Genomic DNA, 18518 nt, shown 5'->3' with positions numbered 1-18518 from the left:
ATTTTTCGAGGCATCTGGGGGGATCCAGCGCCAACATTGCAATTGGCCTTGCTCGTCTCGGCTTACGAGTGGGAATCATTGGATGCCTCGGCAAAGATCTCTTGGCGGACTATTTACTGGAGGTCCTTTCGCGGGAAGGGGTTGACAGACAATACGTCCGACTTGTTGAAGACTACAACACATCTCTCTGTCTTACGGAGGTATCACCGCCCCGTCATTTCCCTCAGGTTTTCTACCGGAGCGAACCTGCCGATTCGCAGGTCGTTCTGGATGAAGCTGAACTGGCTTACGTCCAGCACGCGAGGATGTTTGTGACTAATGGCACAAGCTTGTGCGCTTCCCCTTCCCGCGAATCAACCTTCAGGGCCTTATCAGCCGCTCGGGAAGCGGGTTTGTGTACGGTTTTTGACGTTGATTATCGCGCAAGTTCGTGGCCTTCGTCGGCTAGCGCTGGTGAGGTGGCGCGTAGAGCTCTTCCATGGATAGATGTCGTCCTTGGCAATGAGGATGAATTGCTTTTGCTCACTGGCGAGTCTGAAGTGCCCCAACAAGCCAAAGCTGCTATGTCAAGGGGTGTGAGGATTGTTGTCTGCAAACTCGGAGCGAATGGAGTAACAGCCCTCACGCAGGAAGGATCGTGGTCGGCTCATCCTATTCCAGTCAATGTAGTCAGTACGATCGGAGCCGGCGATGGGTTTGCAGCGGGTTTCCTTTACGCTCTCGACCGAGGTTTCCCACTGGAAGAGTGCCTGCAATACGGAAATGCCGCCGCCGCAGTTGTTGTCAGTCGAGTGAGTTGCTCAGATGCCATGCCGCGCCTAGACGAGGTTACAAGTCTCCTTGCCGCGGGCAAGGCGACGAATTCGGGCACGCTCACATAAGCGGAAGGATTTGAAGGAATATGCATCCAAAGAAAAGAAGAAGACGGAGTTTCAAGAAGACGGCGAACATTTACGACGTCGCTCGAAAAGCGCGCGTTTCAGTTTTCACAGTTTCAGCGGTCATCAATAATAGTGATCAAGTGAGCTCGACTTTGCGACGGCGTGTAGAGTCGGCGGTCCGCGAACTGAACTACCGTCCTAATTTGGTTGCACGGAGCTTGGCAAAGCGGCAAAGCCATACGATTGGGATCATCGTACCCGACATCGCCAATCCTTTCTTCCCGCTTGTCGTTCGCGGCGCTGAGGATACGGCTCAGAAAAGCGGTTACAGTACCCTTCTATGTAACAGCGATAACCGCCAGGACAAAGAAGAACAGTACCTTGAGTTGCTGCTCTCGAAACGCGTGGACGGAATCTTGATTACTAAGGCGCCAGGACCCTTCACTACGCGGCAACTCCAGATGCTGTCAGATACAGAAGTTCCATTCGTCCTGATGATGAGAACATGTCCCGGTTTGAAAACAGATGTAGTCCTTACTGATGACGTTCAAGGGGCATTTGAGGCCGTATGTCATTTGGCACGAATGGGAAACCATAAAATCGCTCTTGTGGGTGGTCCTCTCAATGTAAGTAACGGCCGGGCACGCTTGCAGGGCTTTAGGAAGGCATTAAAGTCTAGCGGATTACCCATGCTCCCAGATCTGGTAGTCGAAGGAGACTACCATTTCGATTCTGGCTATCGGGCTGGCCTCACCTTGCTCCCCCGCCGGCCGGATGCCGTATATGTGGCGAATTACCCTATGACCGCTGGCTTTTTGAAAGCGGCGAACGAAATGGGAATGCGCTGCCCTGAGCACTTCGCTTTGGTGAGTTTCGATGATTATCCCTTAATGGATGGCTTCCATCCGCGTTTGACAACCATAGACTTGCCGAAATACGAGGTCGGAGCTGAGGCTGCGGAAGTTTTGTTGAAGCGGATAGAGCATAAGTCCGGTCCACCGATCATCAGGAAGCTGATTCCTCGAATGATAGTGCGTGAATCATGTGGCTTTACGCTTCGTATGAGAAGGCCGGTGGAAAGTGCATCGGGTGAGCCATTGCAGATATCCGAACATACCTCCGAAGTCCAGTTAACCAGGGAGGGGACGCCATAAAAGCGAATCGGGAGTTACGTTGTCATGCAGAACATGAGTCCCAGTCTCCAAAGCGTGACGTGGATAAGCAATCGCCATTTTCGATTTGCAGGCTGCAAGCGAAAGAAGAAGGCAGGTCTAAGTAGGATTTGGAGGAGAAAACAGAAATGAGCTTGGGCACTCATTGCGTTCATTCGAAGAAGATCACGGTTGGACAATCAGGCGAACTGATACATCTTACGCGGGGGGAAGCAGGATGGGAGTATATGAGCTTCTTTGTCCACCGCCTTGCAGCGAACACAAGTTGGAAGGTCCTGAGCGACGATCAGGAAACGGCACTTGTCCTCCTGGGGGGAAAATGCTGGACGGATTGGGGTGAGGGACGGCGGTGCATTGGAGAAAGAACCCATGTCTTCGACGGCCTTCCTTATGCGCTGTACCTGCCTCCCGGCAACTGCTTGCGGGTCGAGGCGGAGACCGATTGTGAGTTCGCCTTGTGTTCCGTGCCGTCGAATGCCCGGCTTGAACCAAGGCTGATTTCGCCGAAAGATGTCAGAGTGAGTTTGCGAGGTGGCGGCAACGCTTCACGTCAAATTGTAGATGTGATGCCGCCAGAATTTCCCGCAGATAAATTGATGCTGGTGGAAGTCTATACACCGGGCGGAAACTGGTCGAGCTACCCACCGCACAAGCACGATGTGCACAATCCTCCCCTTGAAGTCGACTTGGAAGAGATCTATTACTACCGCATGGATCGCCAAGCGGGATATGCGTATCAGCGTCTTTACCGCGGAGAAGGCCGGAACGACGTAACTCTAACTGTGACTGACGGCGATGTCGTGCTAGTCCGTGACGGCTTCCATCCTGTTGTTGCCGGCCACGGGTATAACGTCTACTACCTGAATTGTCTAGCGGGGAGTGCCCGTTCGCTTGCCAACGTCGCGGATCCCGATCATGCCTGGGTTTGTTCGACGTGGACGAACATAGACCCACGCCTACCGTTGGTACGCTATCATTACGACCGCGTGGAACAAGAGTGGAGGCGGACATGAGAGCCTCAGGAGTGGCGGACAGCAAAGCTCCGCGCGACCTGCAACTCTACATCCACGCTCAGTGGCAGCGGCCGCAAACCGGCCAATTTCAGGAAGTCGGGAACCCGGTCGCCCTTCGCTGGGTCTACGCGCTGCAGTGCGACAGCGGCTTAGGCCGGGGGAACTTCAAGTCCACTTCATTGCTTGACGGTCTGCACGGAGGCATCACCTGTTGGCCTGCGAAGCCGCTATGGGTATCCTGCATAAACGGAAATTAATTCAGACTTCAGGACTTGGCCTGGCCGACTCGGATATGGTCGAAAAGCGTGTTGCAGGTTGAGGGGTAATACCCTCACGAGCCGTAGGCGGCGAATCGTCCGGATATTTCGTTGATGTATTATTTCCGGGGGGCGTTTCGCAACGCCGAGAATCACAGGCAGTGGCGTCTAAGCTCTCCAGGTGTTTGTCCAGATGCGGCTGAGGAAATTCTTTGCTCCGCCGTGTATGGTATGCAGGATCACGTTTTGCGTATTTTTCTTCGGGAGCGGCGATCCGACTGGATGGAATAAGAGGAGAATCGGCGTAGATCCAGTGATCAGGAGGTGAACATGCAGAGCAGCCGGAGTGTGCAGGAACGCCGGAAACGAACGGCCATCATTTCCAATCTCTCGAGGAGCGGTGTTACGCGAGCGCAATGGCCGCGCGCGCGAGGGGCGGGAACGGTCCTGGCAGCCTGTGCGCTGGTTCTGGTGCAGGGATTGGCCTGTGCGCGGGCCTTGGCGGCGGAGAACAACAGCGCGGCCGGGATTTCGCGTGTTTCGGCGGCGCAGCTGCTCTCAACGCTGGCCTCCGGGCCGACCGCCACAGTGAATTCGCAGCAGCAACCCTCGGCCGGTGCCGCGAGCGATACCGCCGCGCCGCTGACGCTTACGCTTCAGGATGCGCTGGAGCGCGCGGAGAAATACAGCCCGCAGTTTCAGGCGGCGGTGACGGCCACGAAGGTGGCGCGGGCCAGCGTGACGCAGGCACGGTCGGCGCTGCTGCCGTCTGCGGACGCTACCGTGCAGGAGCTCCTGACGCAAGGGAACGGCGTGGTGCCCACCGGGCGTTATGTTACCAACGATGGCATTCACGTTTACAACGCCTTTGGAGTCTTCCGGCAGACCTTTTCCGCAGACACGTTTACGCTGGCCAGCTACCGCACTGCGACGGCAGGGGAAGAGATAGCTCGAGCCCAGCAGGAGATTGCCCGGCGCGGGCTGAAGGTGGCGGTGACGCAAGCGTATTATGCGCTGGTGGTGGCCGAGCGCGGCTATGCCACGGCGCAGCAGAGCATGCAGCAAGCAGGGCAGTCGCTCAAAGCCAGCCAGGACCTTGAGAAGGGCGGCGAAGTGGCACACAGCGATGTGATCACTTTCCAGATCCAGGACAATCAGCAACAGCAGGCGTTCCAGGAGGCTGCCCTCGCCATGGCAAATGCGCGCCTCGCGCTGGCAGTGATGCTGTTCCCGGACTTCAATCAGAACTTCAACGTGGTGGACGATCTTGACAACTCACCGCCGCTGCCAACCCTCGAAGACGCGGTTAAAATGGCAGAAGCCGGTAATCCCGACATTCGCACCGCAATGGCCGCCCTGCGCCAGTCGCGCTACGGAGTGTCGCAGGCGAAAGCGGCATTTCTGCCGACGCTATCCTTTGACGTCGATTACGGAATCCAGGCCAACGCCTTTGCGCTGCGCAGTGTAGCCAGCGGATTTCCGGAAGCCGGCTCGCTGCCCAACCTGGGATTTTTTGTGACGGCCAGCGTGAACATTCCGGTGTGGCATTGGGGCGCAAACATCAGCAGGCTGCGCCAGGCTGAATATCAGAAGCAGCTGGCGCAGGTGGAATTGAGCGCGGCGCAGCGGCAAATGTTGAAGAACCTTTATTCCGACTATAATGAGGCGCGCACGGCGCAGTCGGAGCTGGCTTCGCTCGGGAGTTCGGCGAGCCTTGCGGCAGAAAGCCTGCGGCTGAACACGCTGCGCTACAAGGGGGGAGAGGCAACGGTGCTGGATGTGCTGAACGCCCAGAATTCGCTGACGCAGACGCGCGACGGTTATGCGGCCGGCCTGGCCCGGTATCGCGTGGCGCTGGCCAACTTGCAGACGCTTACGGGGAGCTTTTAACTGATGCCCGACAAGTCATGGCGCCGCTCGCAGCGCTGGGCGCCCGCCCTGCTGGCGGTGGGAGTTTCGATTGTGGCGGCCGGCTGCGGCGGAAAGGAAGCTCCGGAGCCTGAACCGCTGGTTGCGGTGCAGGCGGTGCGCATCCGGCGGGCGGAGATCGCGCATCAGATCACTTCGGCTGCCGTGCTCTTTCCCCTCAACCAGGCCACCATCGTGCCCAAAATCAGCGCGCCCGTCCGGAAGTTTTATGTGCAGCGCGGTGACCGCGTGCATGCCGGCGAGCTGCTGGCGGAGCTCGAAAACAGAGACCTGGCCGGGGCCGCCGCTAGCGCCAGGGGCGCTTATGAGCAGGCCCAGGCGAATTACGAAACCGCCACTGCCTCCAACCTTCCCGAACAGATTACGCAGGCCAAAGGCAACCTGAAGACCGCCCAGGCGGCGTTTGCAGCCGCTCAGAAGCTCTACGAGAACAGTCAAAACCTTTATAAGCAGGGCGCCCTGGCCGGGAAGCAGTTGGACCAGGCGCGCGCGGGGCTGGTGCAGGCGCAGGCGCAATTGCAGAGCGCCGAGCAGCAGTTGCAAAAGCTGCAATCCGTGGGGATGCAGGCCCAAGTGAAAGCGGCCCAGGGACAACTGGATGCCGCCAAGGGCGCTTATGACAATGCGGCGGCACAGCTTTCGTACTCGGAAATCCGCAGCCCGATTGACGGCGTTGTCACCGACCGTCCGCTCTTTCCGGGCGACATGGCCTCAGCAGGGACGCCGCTGGTGACGGTGATGAATTTGTCCGAGGTAGTGGCGCGGGCGCGGGTTCCGGCAGCCGAGGCTGCAACGCTGAGGGTGGGGGACAAGGCTGAGATTTCTCTGCCGGATGGATCGAAGCAAGTGATGGGAAAAGTGACGGTGGTGAGCCCGGCGGTTGATCCGAACAGCACAACCGTCCAGGTATGGGTGCAGGCACGGAACCCGGGCGACAAATTGACACCTGGCGGAACAGTGACAGTGACCATGACCTCCAGGAGGGTTCCGGACGCGCTGGTGGTTCCGCGGGCGGCGTTGCTGAACGATCCTGATGCCGGCCCCTACGTGATGTTGATTGATTCCGCGAGCGTCGCGCGCCGGGCGAAAGTCGAGACCGGGATCGAGCAGGGCGACCGGGTGCAGATCACCAAAGGGCTCAAAGCAGGGGACCTGATTGTGGGCCAGGGCGCCTATGCGTTGCCGGACGGCACCAAGGTGAAGTATTAAGCTGCATGCCGAACAAGCACCCGCGGGGCGTCATCCTGAGCGGAGGCCTGCCCCTTTTGGGACGGGACGGAGCGAAGGAACTGCTTCATTGCCTTTCAGGAAGATACAGCAGATGCTTCGCTACGCTCAGGATGACACGAACAAGTAACTTTTTTCAGCAATTTGTCATGCTCTGATGATCATGGGAGCTCCAAAGCTCAACCCAGAGCTGCAGAAGCAGCTCACGCAAAGCCGCCAAGGCGCAAAGATACCAAGGTGACGGATGGATAACCGCACCCAACCGAATCCCGGCATGAAGCCCCTTTCCGGCGCGCGCGATAAGGATGCGTCGTCCTACTGGTTTGCGCGGGAAACCAAACCGATCATCTTCCTGATCATCGCCCTGGCGCTGGTGGGCGCCTACCTGGCGTTCACCATTCCCATTGCGGTTTTCCCCACTACTAATTTCCCGCGCGTCATCATTGGCGTGGACAACGGCGTGATGCCCATTGACCAGATGATGGTGACCATCACGCGGCCGATTGAGGAAGCAGTGAGCGGTGTGCTAGGCATCCAGGACGTGAGGTCAATCACCAGCCGCGGCTCGGCGGAAATCGACCTGTTTTTCAACTGGAACGTGGACATGTTTGAGACGCTCGCGCGGGTGAATGCGGCGATTGCCAAGGTGCGGCCCGACCTTCCGGCCACGGCGCGGATTGATACCAACCGGCTGGAGTTTTCGAGCTTTCCAATTCTGGGGTACAGCCTGACCTCGAAGACGGTGCCGCAAACCCAGCTCTGGGAACTGGCGACCTATAACATCAAGCCGCGGCTGAACAGCCTGGCGGGGGTGGGCAGCATTCTGGTCCAGGGGACCGAGGTGCCGGAATTCCACATCACGCCCGACCCGGCCAAGCTGCTGGCAACCCGCGTGACGGTTTCCGATCTGCTGAGCGCGGTTGACCGCTCGAACCTGGTCCAGTCGCCGGGGCTGCTGACCCACGATCACCAGCTCTACCTGGACCTGATCACCGGCCAGGTCCATGACCCGGCCGAAATCTCCGGCATTTATGTTAAGAACGATCCGGGCGGATTTCCTCTTTACGTTCGCGACGTTGCGACCGTCTCCTCAGGGGTTGCGCCGAATTACACCATCCTGACCGCCAACGGCCAGCCTGCCGTGCTGGTGAATATCAACCGGCAGATGCAGAGTAACACCATGCGGGTGGCCACGGAAGTGCAAGCGGAGATGCAGCAAATCGAGAAGACGCTGCCGCCCGGAGTGGTGGTCAGCAATTTTTATGACCAGTCGTGGATCGTGGGGGAATCCATCAAAAGCGTGCGCGACGCCATCCTGATCGGCATTATTCTGGCTTCCGCCGTGTTAGTGCTCTTCCTGCGCGACTGGGGTTCGAGCTTCATCGCCGGCATGGTGATTCCCATCAGCATCCTGATGACGTTTGTGGCCCTGAAATTTCTGGGTGAGAGCTTCAACCTGATGTCGCTTGGCGGGCTGGCGGCTGCCGTAGGATTGATTATCGACGACGCCATCGTGGTGGTGGAAAACACCGTGCTGCGCCGCGAGGCGGGACAGGGGCGGTTTGAAGCCGTGGCGCGCTCGCTGGAAGAGCTGACCGTGCCGCTGATCGGCTCGACCCTGACGCCCATCGTGGTCTTCATCCCGCTGATCGCCATCACCGGCGTCACCGGGGTTTTCTTCCGCGCCCTGGCCGTCACCGTGGGCGTGGCGCTGCTGGCTTCGCTGACACTGGCGCTGACCTGGACTCCCAACCTTTGCCTTTACCTGTTGCGCAACAAGCCGAGACCTGAGGCGGAACCGCCCGGGGCGGGCACGGCCAGCGGAACTTCGCCTGGACCTTCGACGGGGGACGCGGAACCTGCAACTCCGGACGAGCTGAAGGACCTGGCGCCCGAACAGATCGAAATGCGCCGGATGGCCGAGCTGGAAGAGCGCTCAATGGGAAAGACCATCAGCCGGGTGATTGATTTTTACGACCACTGGTTCCGCAGGGCGCTCGATCGCCCGTGGTGGCTGGCGGTGCTGGCCGCGGTCCTGATCGTGGCGTCGTTTGTTTGCTACCGGCATATCGGCACTGACCTGCTGCCCAGGATGGATGAAGGCGGTTTTATCATCGATTACGTGGCGCCTCCCGGCAGCTCACTCGAGGAAACCAACCGCCTGCTGGGCGATATCCTGAAGATCGTCAGGTCGCTTCCTGAAGTTGCCAGCACCTCCCGGCGCACCGGCCTCCAGCTTGGACTGGCAACCGTGACGGAAGCGAATACGGGCGACATCTCCGTCAAGCTCAAGGCGGACCGGAAGCGTGACGTTTATCAGATCATGAACGAAATCCGCGACAAGGCCGCCCGCGAAGTGCCCGCCGTGACGATTGATTTCGTCCAGGAACTCCAGGACATGATCGGCGACCTCAGCAATGCTCCGCAGCCGATCTTCATCGAGCTTTTCTCTCAGGATCCTGAGCTTCTGGACAACTGGGCCCCAAAGGTTGCCGACGCCATCGGCAAAATCCAGGCGGGAGGCGGGCATCCCGTAGTGGATATCGACAACGGGATCGATTCCACTACAAGCGGCCCGGCCATTGTGTATCAGGTCGATGTGGCGAAGGCGGCCCACGCGGGCTTCACGCCCCAGGATGTTTCAACCGAAGCCCAGGCCATGCTCGATGGCGTGCCGGCGGCGCAGCCCGCCGTGGTGAATGACCGGCCTTACACAGTGAGGATTCGATTCCCGGAAGCGGCCCGCGCATCGCTGAGCGCCATGAACAATGCCCTGCTGATTAGCCCAACAGGACAACTTGCAAGCCTGGGCAGTCTGGCGCAAATGACGCAGCTGCCCGGCCAGACGGAAATCCTGCAGGACCACCAGCAGCGGTACGTGGCTGTGACGGCGCGACTGGAGGGCCTCGACCTGGGTCACGGAATCGCCGCTGTCAGGCAGACGCTGGCGGGCCTGCACATGCCATCGTACATCCGGGTCGAATATGGCGGACTTTATCAGACGCAGCAGCAATCATTCCGCGATCTGGTGATGGTGCTATTCCTGGCGGTCATTCTGGTTTTCCTCGTGCTGCTGTTTGAGTTCAAGAGCTTTTCGGCGCCGGTTGCCATTCTGGCCTCCGCCGCGCTTTCAACTTCGGGAGTGCTATTCGCCTTGCTCCTCACCGGCACAACTTTCAATCTGTCATCCTTTATGGGACTGATTATGGTGATCGGCATTGTGGCCAAGAACGGCATCCTGATTCTGGACGCGGACGGGAAATTCCGCGCGGCGGGCTACAGCCGGCGGGAAGCGATTGTGCAGGCTGGCCGGAGGCGGCTGCGGCCCATTGTGATGACGGCGCTGGCGGCTGCGCTGGGGTTCCTTCCGCTGGCGCTGGCGATCGGCGCGGGTTCGCAAATGCTCCAGCCGCTCGCCATCGCCGTGATCGGCGGCATCCTGATCGCCATTGTTTTGTCGCTGATGGTGACGCCGGTTTTGTACTATTACCTGAGCAGAAAAACGGCGTAATCGGGTGGCTGATCAGGTCGTGGAGGTAGGTGCCCGTCATCTCTGAAAGCGCGAGGTGTCAAGTAGGAACTCCGGTAGTTCAAACGGGGTCGAGCAGGTGAAAGGCGGCCTCGCCCAGATGGCGCGCCACGGCTCCGATGGCCTTACTGTGGCCCTTACGTTCGCGCAGGTGGCGGTAGAGGCGGCTGACATGCCGGTCCGGACATCGGGCATGATTGACGGCCACGGAATTGGCGGCTTCGGCCAAGGCCCACTTCAGGTGGCGGTTGACATCGGGCCGGGTGCGTCCGTAGCGGGTGCGATCGCCGCTGGAGTGCACGCGCGGGGTGGTGCCGGCATAGGCCGCCAGATGTTCGGCGCTGGGGAAGCGTGCGATCTCGCCGATCTCGAGTTGCAGGGTAGCCGACAGGATCACTCCCACGCCCGGCAGGCGCTCACTGCGGGCGGCCATCTCCTCTCGCGCCCTCGGCCCGAACGGGTCGCTGTATTCGCTCGCCGCCGCGCCGTACTTGGCCAGTGTCGCGGTCACCCGGTTCTTCCAGCGCGTCCGTTGCGCCACCAGCGCCACTCGCGTGCGCGTCAGTTCGCGCAACTCCCGCAAGGGCCCGGGCGGTATCCACACCGTCGGCAGCGTGCCGTTGCGCTGCAGCCGGTTCAGCCCGTGGGTGTCCATCTGGTCGGTTTTGTTGATCATCCCCATCATCAGCTTCGCCTTGCGCGGGTGCACCAGCTTCGGCGCCAGACCCGCCTGCTCAATCTCATCCACAATCCAGTACCAGTTCGCCGTCGCTTCCACCGCCACCGCCGTCCCCGGCGCACACCCGGCCAGCGCTCCACGAATCGCCCCCGGCGCGTGCTCCACCCGATACTGCCGCACTCTGCCACTGCTCGCCTCTTCCCGCTCCACCCAGGTGTAGTGCTTGTGACTGTCAAATGCGATATATTCTTCCATGGCGCGGCTCCTTTCCTCTTCGAGGAATCTTTTCTTCCACCGTCAGCTTACGCCGACGGCAGGAGTCGCGTTTTCATATTTTCATTCTGAGCAGCAGCGAAGAATCTGCTGTATCCTTAGAAAAACAAACGCAGCAAATCCTTTGCCGTCCCCTTCCGACGGGGCTCCTCATGATGACGACGGGAGGGAGGCACCCGCGGGGCAGGCCATGAACCTTCGCACCATGACGACCGCCGACATTTCTGCCGGGATGAGGCTGAAAAACCTGGCGGGATGGAACCAGACGCCGGCCGACTGGCGGAGTTTTCTGGAATCGAGTCCGGAGGGCTGCTTTGCAGCGGAAGTCGATGGCAAAGCGGTTGGTACCGCGGCCACGATGGTCTATGAGCAGCGGTTTGCATGGATAGGGATGGTGCTTGTGGATCCGGAATTCCGCGGGCGGGGCATCGGAACGCGCCTGCTGCGGAAGACCATTGAACATCTTGATGAGATCGGCATCTGCACCATGAAGCTCGATGCCACGCCAGCGGGCCGGCCGATTTATCAGAAGCTCGGATTCCACGACGAATACGAGATTGATCGCTGGCTGCTGAAGCGGCCCGTCCCCAAAGCTCCACCAGCCTCTCGACTGCATTCCGTTTCGGACTGCGTGCTGCAGCTCGACCGGGAGATTTTCGGCGCCGATCGCGGCAGCCTGTTGCGCTCGCTTGCGGCTGAGAATCCGGACGTTGCCCTGGCAGCGGAGCGGGAGGGAGAGACTGCCGGTTATACGTTCGGGCGCCGGGGAACGCTGGCAGACCACCTGGGGCCGTGGATGGCGCGCGATGAACAGACAGCGACGCAATTGCTGGATGAATTCCTCGCGCGCTCCCGCCGCGAAATGATCTTTGTGGATGCCCTCAAAGACCGTCGCTTTGTAGCTGAAATGCTGCTGGCCCGCGGATTCCAGGTATCGCGTCCCTTGACGCGCATGGTGCGCGGGCCTAACGACTATCCGGGCCGGCCGGAGTTGCTCTGCGCCATCCTGGGCCCGGAATTCGGATAGGAGCTCATGAATCTGACAACTGAACAGGAGAAGAAAATGGAAAATCAAGGTCAGCTTGGGAAGAAATTAGCCATGTTCGCGCTAATTGGTGGGGCGCTCCTCTGGATGGTCGCGCGGAGCAGTGGAAAACAGGCCCAGTCGAGCGCTGAATCAACTTCGGCAAGCACGAGCGCGGAGCAGCAGATGCTGCAAGAATACCGCCAGGTGGAGGTCGCCTCGATTTCCGACGCCGAGGAACAGATCTATGGCCGCAGGATGTATATGAGCCACCAGATGCGGCCGATCTTTCGGACGAAATTTGTGGGCTATGCTGTGACGGTCCTGCTGAAAAAACAGGAAAATCATCAGGGCGGAGCGGCGCTGGGCGGCATGCTGGCGGCCATTGATCACGGCGGCCCAAATGATGTTTACGTGATGAAGTTGGAAGATGGGCTCGACATTGCCGGAATGGGAGGCATCATGGGCACGGCCATGGCGGCACGCGGCTTTGTGGGCGCGGTCATCGACGGCGGAACGCGCGACACCGCCTACCTGCAGAAGATCCAGTTTCCGGTTTATGCCAAGGGGATTGTTCCTTCCACTTCGGTTAATCATTACGTTTTCGGCGGATCGAACATTCAGATTGACTGCGATGGTGTGCCGGTTTCGGCCGGAGACATCATCGCCGCGGATAGCGACGGTGTTGTGGTGGTGCCGCGCGCCAGGGCGGAAGAGGTGCTGCGGAAGGCGCAAGGGCTCGACTTCACCGAGCACTCGATGTACCCATTCATCTTCAAGTACAAGTCCGTTGAGGAAGCCATCAAGAAGTTCGGGCGGATTTGAGGCGATGTAGCGCCTGCCTTTAGGTGGGCAGGCGCTGAGTTCAAGCTCGGCGCTACAACATGCGTCTGGCCCGTGTCCTAACACGGCCAGGAGTAGCCGTGCCACAATGCAGTTTTGTATGATGAAGCATTGGAGGGATTGTGAAACACACACCCGGATTCCTGAAAGTAGTGGACGACGCAAAGAGCCGAATCAAGGAAGTGGATATCCATCAGGTTAAGCAATGGCTCGATTCTGGCAACAAGTTCGGCCTGATTGATGTTCGCGAAGACCGCGAATGGGCCGCCGGCCACCTGCCCCGCTCGATCCACATCGGGAAGGGAGTCATTGAGCGCGACATCGAGCAGGCCATCCCCGACCGCAACACCACGCTGGTGCTCTATTGTGGAGGCGGCTACCGCTCGGCCCTGGCAGCCGACAGCCTGCAGAAAATGGGATATACGGGCGTGGCATCCATGGCGGGCGGCTGGCGCGGATGGATGGAGGCCGGCTACCCGGTGGCCGACGATTAGCAAAGCTGCTGACCGGACAAGGCTTCCTGAGGATGCACAGATAAGCCCCTTTTTAATAGCGATGGAATCTGATACGGTTATGCCCTGCGCCGCGATATAATGAAAGTGGCAGCGTTTGAGAAAACGCGCCAGGGAGGACCACCATGGATGGATTGCTTCAACCTACTCATCTCTTCTTCATTCTGCTCATTGTGCTGATCATTTTTGGCCCCGGAAAGTTACCCGACCTCGGCCGGTCGCTGGGGAAGGGCATCCGCGAGTTCAAGGGGGCCATCAACGGCGTGAACGATGAGGCCGAGAAGACGGCCAACACGGTCAACAAGTCCACATAGTTGCCCCCAGAGTGCCGTGCGTCAATTGGGTGATGATTTGGGGCGTGGACGTCCTGGGGGCCGGTGAGACGAAGCAAAGCCTGCAGCGCCATCCACCAGGATGGCTGAACGCTGAAAGGTGTTCCCCGACTATCAAACAGAGTGGCATGCGCAGTCAGGGGCGGGCGCTGGCGGAATAGCGACGACAGCCCGCCACATCAGAAGAAGTACGGCGCCCAGCAAAATGGAATTCATCGCCAATGTTCCAGAAAAAGGTCTGAGCCGGATCGAGATTGAGCACGGGCGAATTGCATCAGTCGACAGCGTGGGTCCGCCGGACGGCGAAAAGCCTTACGTAAGCCCAGGTCTGATCGACATTCAGTTGAACGGGTTTGCCGGAATCGACTTCTGCGACGCTGACCTCGACCCGGTGAAAGCTCCGAACATTCTGCCCGCTCTTTGGAAGTCGGGTGTCACCACATTTTGTCCCACCGTCATTACCAACAGCCAGAGAGGATTGCTTCAATGTTTCCGGGCGCTCGAGAAGGCCCGGCGCATCGATCCGCGCTTTGCCCAATGCGCTCCCTGCTATCACCTCGAGGGGCCGTACATCTCTCCGGGCGGATCGCGCGGTGCGCACAATCCGAAATTGATGCGGCCGCCTGACTGGGAAGAATTCCTGGAACTGCAGGAGGCGGCGGGCGGGGGGATTGGAATCGTCACGCTGGCCCCAGAGCTGCCGGGCGCGCTTGATTTCATCCGGCACGCGCGCGCAGCAGGAGTGGTGGTTGCGATGGGACACACGGACGCGACGCCGGAGCAAATCCACCAGGGCGCGGAGGCGGGCGCGCAGTTGAACACGCACCTGGGGAACGGTTGCCCGCAGATGATTGACCGCCACCGGACTCCGCTGTGGGCCCAGCTTGCCATTGACAGTCTCGCGGCCAGCATGATCTGCGACGGCTTCCATCTGCCGCCGGAGCTGGTGCAGGTCATCCACCGAGTGAAAGGGATTGAACGCTGCATCCTGATCACGGACGCGGTCCACGTGGCCGGGCTTGCTCCGGGACGCTACCGGCTAGTGGACCTGGAGATCGAGCTTCTCCCGACGGGCCAGGTGGTTGCGGCAGACCGGCATAGCATGGCGGGTTCAGCGGTGAGCATGAACTGTGCCGTCAAAGTTTTCATGGACTACGCCGGCGTGCCGCTGGCGGACGCCATCCGCGCTGCAACCTTCAATCCTTCACGGCTGCTTGGCCGCTATGGAACATGCGGCGAAATCGTGGCTGGACGTCCTGCCAACCTGGTGCTTTTCCGCGTTGGCAGCGACCAGCTCGAGATTGAAACCACCGTCCTGAACGGTGAAGTTGTTTACGAACGCCAGGGCGCTGATGAAGGGCTAAGCGCCGCTGCCGCACGACAGCGCAGCTCCCACCGCGCCGAGAAATCACATAAAATCAATGGGTTGAGAGCGCAGTCCAAGTAGCGCGGCCGGCAAATCCTCTCGGAGCTGGCCGTCCGGGGCTACAGTGTAGACTACCTCGCGCCCTCGCCCCTCGCCGGAAAAGCGAGTTTCGAAAAAAGGTGCCGACGCGGCCCGTTTTAGTTGTATATTGGGAAATCATGCGAAATTGTTATATACCCGGTTTGCAAGCCTGATTAATTCGCTTACAATAGCACCTTGGCGTTTTAGTTGCAGGTGCGGGTCCAAAGCGCGCCTTCCGTAAAGAGTTCTAGCTGAGAGTGACGAAAGGAGATTCGATGGCAGAAGTTCAGAATTTGGAGCGCACCGCAGGAGCTTCGTCGCCGGTCCGGGTGGACGTTCAGTTGCACGACCTGCTGATGAAGCCGGGGACCGGCGCAGCACCCCCGCCTCTGCAGCCGAAAATTTCATCGGACTCACCGGCGCTGACGTTGCCGGAACCCGTTTACCCGCAGAACCCGCTTCCTGAAGGCGTGGACTACAGCGAGAAGCAGTATCACAAGATCAACACCATGCGGGCGTTCAAGTGCTGGGCTCTGCCGTTTGTAAAGTCGCGTTTTCGTCCCTCGGAGTTGCGGCCGATCATCGCCTACCTTTTCACTGAGTTCAAGTGCAACGTGGATTGCCACTATTGCTGGTCGTACAACAACGATGTGAAGGGCATGACCGAAGACGTTGGCCGGCGGTCGATTGACTGGCTGCACGACACCGGCTGCCGTGTTCTGGCACTGATGGGTGGCGAGCCGCTGCTGCGGCCGGGATTTGTGCACAAGGTGGTCTATTACGCCGCCAAGAAGAATTTCTACGTGTATTTGCCCACCAACGGCCGGCTGATGCGTCCTGAGGTGATTGATCGCATTGGCGATGCGGGTATCGGAATCGTCAACCTGGCCATCGATTGCGTGGAGGAAAAGCCGGGGCTGCCCAAGGCGTTGAACCGCATCCGGCCTTACTTCGATTACCTGATCAAGAGGCAGCGGCATTATGGATACACGGTGATGATGAACATCAACATCACCCACATCAACCAGGACGACGTGAAGGAGTTGACGGAGATCGCGCGCTCGAACGGCATCGCCACCGACTACCACCTGAACGAAGCTCCGATGCTCGAACAGAGCCACTTCAAGCATCTGGACGACAACTCCACCTATCTGACGCCTGACGATTTCCCCAAGGTGGAGGCGCTGCTCGATTACCTGATTGACAAGAGCCGCCACGGCTACAAGATGGCCAATCCGCAGCAGCACATGCATGACATGAAAAAGCTGATGCGCGGCAAGGTAAAATCCTGGCCGTGCCGGGCGGGACAGAACAATCTGATCATCCGTCCGGAGGGCACGCTGGCACCGTGCTTCCCAATGTATTCCGCCAGCTATGACTGGGGTACCGTGGGCAGCCACAAGTTTGACGTGGCCCAACTCGACGAGATGAAGAAGACCTGCTCAACCACGTGCCTGTCTACCTGCAACTACATCCTGTCACACTGCTATGACAGCTCGCGCGTGATCCGGTGGGGCGTCAAACAGGCGTTTCGCGGCTTCCGCGGGGTCAGCGGCCACTTCGACGATTAGGGCCTTGCTGGTTTTCCGAGGGCGCTGCGCCTTCGGAGATGGCCTGCGGAATAAAATGGAACATTCAGGGAGGGCCGGTTGAGCATCAGCCGGCCCTTTTTTTCTTCTCGTGCATCTCTATATCCAGGGGCTTTAAAAGGAGGAAAATGATGGAACCAAGACTGAATCCTACAAAAGTGGCGCCGGCAGCGTACAAAGCCATGGCGGCGCTGGAAGTTTATGTAAAGCAATCATCAAACCTGGAGAAACCGCTGCTGGAGCTGGTGAGAATGCGATCTTCACAGATTAATGGCTGCGCCTACTGCCTGGATATGCACAGCAAGGATGCGCGGGCCGCGGGCGAAACCGAACAACGGCTCTACACGCTCGACGCCTGGCGTGAGACGCCGTTTTTCTCCGACCGCGAACGGGCGGCTCTCGCATGGACTGAGGCGATTACGCTGATCAGCTCCACTCATGCGCCGGACGAAGTTTACGAGGAGGTGCGCAAGCAATTCAGCGAAGAGGAACTCGTGAACCTGACCGTCGCCATCGTGACCATCAACGGCTGGAACCGGCTGTCCATCGGATTCCGGGCCGTTCCGGGCAGCTACCAGCCGGCGCAAGGGCACAGTACTGCAAGCGCGAAATCGTAATGGAACGCGCACCGTTCCCGCGCATCCAAACCGTATGCATCCAAAGAACGCGAGCAGAGGAGGCGCGACGTGAGCGATGGGAATCTGAAGATCACTCTGGTGGGTGGGCCAACCGCCCTGCTGGAAACGTCCGGCTTGCGGCTGCTGACGGACCCGACTTTCGACCCGGCGGGCGGCGAGTATACCACCGGACCGGTCACGCTGAGGAAACTATCCAGCCCGGCGCTTGGCCCGGACGCTGTGGGGCGCATCGATGCGGTGCTGCTCAGCCATGATCAGCACTTCGACAATCTCGATCACGCAGGCCGCGCCATGCTGGGAAAAGCGGGCCGCGTGTTTACGACAGCCTCGGGAGGCGGGCGGCTCGGCGGCCTGGCCATCGGACTTAAGCCCTGGCAATCCGCGACACTTTCTGCACCGGACGGCCGAATACTGCGAATTACCGCCACACCTGGCCGGCACGGGCCGCCCGGCATTGAGCCTGTGAGCGGAGAAGTCACTGGCTTTGTGCTCGCCTTCGATGACCGGCCGAACGAGGCTGTTTATTTTTCAGGGGATACGGTGTGGTTTGAAGGCGTGGGAGAAGTTGCGCGGAGGTACAACGTCACAGTCATCGTGTTGACTATGGGCGCGGCAACCCCGATAGGGCCCGAGCCGGTGACCATGACCACGGAAGACGCGATCAAAACGGCCCACGCTTTCCCGCACGTAGTGATTGTGCCGGTCCACTTTGAGGGCTGGGCGCATTTCTCGGAAGGCCCTGACGATATTCAGAAGGCATTTGCCGGGGCTGGTCTCTCCAATCGCCTGCGCTTACTAGAGCCTGGCCAAAGCACCTCAGTGGCTCTCTTCGCGCCAGCCGCATCCTGAATCTGTGTTATCGGTTTTAAGCGATGTGCTGGCGGCGCGGGTCTTTGGCGAGCTTTGAGGAGGCTTTCTGGTCTTCGACCCCTAGCCAGGCGGTTATGGCCTCTACGTTCCGGTGACAGCTACGCTGGCGCCTCAGTACAGGGACGGTGCCAGGGTAGTGCGTCATGATTCGCACTCCATAGTCCGCAGATATCCGTTAGACGCACTACGCTAGTATGCCTTGGGCACTCTTGGGACGCGTGGTGGTCGTAGGTGGGCGGTGAACCAGTTTGGTTGCTGTTTTGTGGCACGGCCATCCCGTTCACTTCGTTCAGGGCGGGCATG

At 59.5% G+C, this 18518-nt stretch carries 15 protein-coding genes; 14 read left to right on the top strand and 1 reads right to left on the bottom strand.

Annotated elements, in window-relative coordinates; genetic code table 11:
* The first annotated feature begins 901 nt into the window (after window positions 1–901).
* From VFQ24_14910 to VFQ24_14885, 6 genes are all read left to right on the top strand, one after another.
* Window positions 902–2035, top strand: coding sequence for a LacI family DNA-binding transcriptional regulator (locus tag VFQ24_14910; GenBank protein ID HET9179645.1), 1134 nt, complete (start codon window positions 902–904; stop codon window positions 2033–2035).
* A 146-nt stretch (window positions 2036–2181) separates the two neighbouring features.
* Entirely contained in the window at window positions 2182–3066 is an 885-nt protein-coding gene (iolB, locus tag VFQ24_14905) for a 5-deoxy-glucuronate isomerase (GenBank protein ID HET9179644.1), read from the top strand.
* The gene (locus tag VFQ24_14900) at window positions 3063–3323 is read left to right on the top strand and encodes a hypothetical protein (protein ID HET9179643.1); all 261 of its coding nucleotides are present in this window, start codon (window positions 3063–3065) and stop codon (window positions 3321–3323) included. Before iolB ends, VFQ24_14900 begins: the two co-directional genes overlap by 4 nt.
* Window positions 3324–3653: 330 nt before the next feature.
* The gene (locus VFQ24_14895) at window positions 3654–5213 is read left to right on the top strand and encodes a TolC family protein (GenBank protein HET9179642.1); all 1560 of its coding nucleotides are present in this window, start codon (window positions 3654–3656) and stop codon (window positions 5211–5213) included.
* A 3-nt stretch (window positions 5214–5216) separates the two neighbouring features.
* Window positions 5217–6461, top strand: a complete 1245-nt coding sequence (locus VFQ24_14890; protein HET9179641.1) for an efflux RND transporter periplasmic adaptor subunit — start codon at window positions 5217–5219, stop codon at window positions 6459–6461.
* A gap of 262 nt (window positions 6462–6723) precedes the next feature.
* Window positions 6724–9990 (top strand): efflux RND transporter permease subunit, encoded by a 3267-nt coding sequence (locus VFQ24_14885; GenBank protein HET9179640.1) that lies wholly within the window; start codon window positions 6724–6726, stop codon window positions 9988–9990.
* 79 nt (window positions 9991–10069) lie between these two features.
* On the opposite strand, the gene VFQ24_14880 is transcribed toward VFQ24_14885, so the two are convergent.
* On the bottom strand, window positions 10070–10942 hold the full coding sequence (locus tag VFQ24_14880) for a transposase (protein HET9179639.1): 873 nt from the start codon (window positions 10940–10942) through the stop codon (window positions 10070–10072).
* Window positions 10943–11150: 208 nt separating this feature from the next.
* Between VFQ24_14880 and VFQ24_14875 the strand changes: the two genes are divergently transcribed.
* From VFQ24_14875 to VFQ24_14840, 8 genes are all read left to right on the top strand, one after another.
* Window positions 11151–11987 carry a GNAT family N-acetyltransferase gene (locus tag VFQ24_14875; protein HET9179638.1) on the top strand — a complete coding sequence of 279 codons (837 nt, stop codon included), beginning with the start codon at window positions 11151–11153 and terminating at the stop codon, window positions 11985–11987.
* 36 nt (window positions 11988–12023) lie between these two features.
* Window positions 12024–12809, top strand: coding sequence for an RraA family protein (locus VFQ24_14870; protein HET9179637.1), 786 nt, complete (start codon window positions 12024–12026; stop codon window positions 12807–12809).
* A gap of 140 nt (window positions 12810–12949) precedes the next feature.
* Window positions 12950–13321 (top strand): rhodanese-like domain-containing protein, encoded by a 372-nt coding sequence (locus VFQ24_14865; protein HET9179636.1) that lies wholly within the window; start codon window positions 12950–12952, stop codon window positions 13319–13321.
* Between the two features lie 143 nt (window positions 13322–13464).
* The gene (locus VFQ24_14860; GenBank protein ID HET9179635.1) at window positions 13465–13653 is read left to right on the top strand and encodes a twin-arginine translocase TatA/TatE family subunit; all 189 of its coding nucleotides are present in this window, start codon (window positions 13465–13467) and stop codon (window positions 13651–13653) included.
* Between the two features lie 223 nt (window positions 13654–13876).
* Window positions 13877–15118, top strand: coding sequence for an amidohydrolase family protein (locus VFQ24_14855; protein HET9179634.1), 1242 nt, complete (start codon window positions 13877–13879; stop codon window positions 15116–15118).
* A 275-nt stretch (window positions 15119–15393) separates the two neighbouring features.
* A complete protein-coding gene (locus VFQ24_14850; GenBank protein HET9179633.1) occupies window positions 15394–16689 on the top strand; it encodes a radical SAM protein in 1296 nt (431 codons plus the stop codon).
* A 149-nt stretch (window positions 16690–16838) separates the two neighbouring features.
* Complete coding sequence (locus VFQ24_14845; protein ID HET9179632.1) at window positions 16839–17324, top strand: carboxymuconolactone decarboxylase family protein; 486 nt, start codon at window positions 16839–16841, stop codon at window positions 17322–17324.
* 69 nt (window positions 17325–17393) lie between these two features.
* On the top strand, window positions 17394–18194 hold the full coding sequence (locus VFQ24_14840; protein HET9179631.1) for an MBL fold metallo-hydrolase: 801 nt from the start codon (window positions 17394–17396) through the stop codon (window positions 18192–18194).
* The last annotated feature ends 324 nt before the right edge of the window (window positions 18195–18518 follow it).

It is taken from the genome of Terriglobia bacterium (assembly GCA_035712365.1).
GTDB lineage: Bacteria > Acidobacteriota > Terriglobia > UBA7540 > UBA7540 > SCRD01.
Note: the sequence above shows the minus strand (reverse complement) of the source record. Positions and strands in the feature narration are given on the sequence as shown.

Coding starts and splice junctions, on each gene's coding strand:
- VFQ24_14885 (HET9179640.1), top strand. CDS start 6,724: ATGGATAACCGCACCCAACCGAATCCCGGCATGAAGCCCCTTTCCGGC.
- VFQ24_14895 (HET9179642.1), top strand. CDS start 3,654: ATGCAGAGCAGCCGGAGTGTGCAGGAACGCCGGAAACGAACGGCCATC.
- VFQ24_14890 (HET9179641.1), top strand. CDS start 5,217: ATGCCCGACAAGTCATGGCGCCGCTCGCAGCGCTGGGCGCCCGCCCTG.
- VFQ24_14850 (HET9179633.1), top strand. CDS start 15,394: ATGGCAGAAGTTCAGAATTTGGAGCGCACCGCAGGAGCTTCGTCGCCG.
- VFQ24_14910 (HET9179645.1), top strand. CDS start 902: ATGCATCCAAAGAAAAGAAGAAGACGGAGTTTCAAGAAGACGGCGAAC.
- VFQ24_14880 (HET9179639.1), bottom strand. CDS start 10,942: ATGGAAGAATATATCGCATTTGACAGTCACAAGCACTACACCTGGGTG.
- VFQ24_14875 (HET9179638.1), top strand. CDS start 11,151: ATGAACCTTCGCACCATGACGACCGCCGACATTTCTGCCGGGATGAGG.
- VFQ24_14860 (HET9179635.1), top strand. CDS start 13,465: ATGGATGGATTGCTTCAACCTACTCATCTCTTCTTCATTCTGCTCATT.
- VFQ24_14855 (HET9179634.1), top strand. CDS start 13,877: ATGGAATTCATCGCCAATGTTCCAGAAAAAGGTCTGAGCCGGATCGAG.
- VFQ24_14900 (HET9179643.1), top strand. CDS start 3,063: ATGAGAGCCTCAGGAGTGGCGGACAGCAAAGCTCCGCGCGACCTGCAA.
- iolB (HET9179644.1), top strand. CDS start 2,182: ATGAGCTTGGGCACTCATTGCGTTCATTCGAAGAAGATCACGGTTGGA.
- VFQ24_14870 (HET9179637.1), top strand. CDS start 12,024: ATGGAAAATCAAGGTCAGCTTGGGAAGAAATTAGCCATGTTCGCGCTA.
- VFQ24_14845 (HET9179632.1), top strand. CDS start 16,839: ATGGAACCAAGACTGAATCCTACAAAAGTGGCGCCGGCAGCGTACAAA.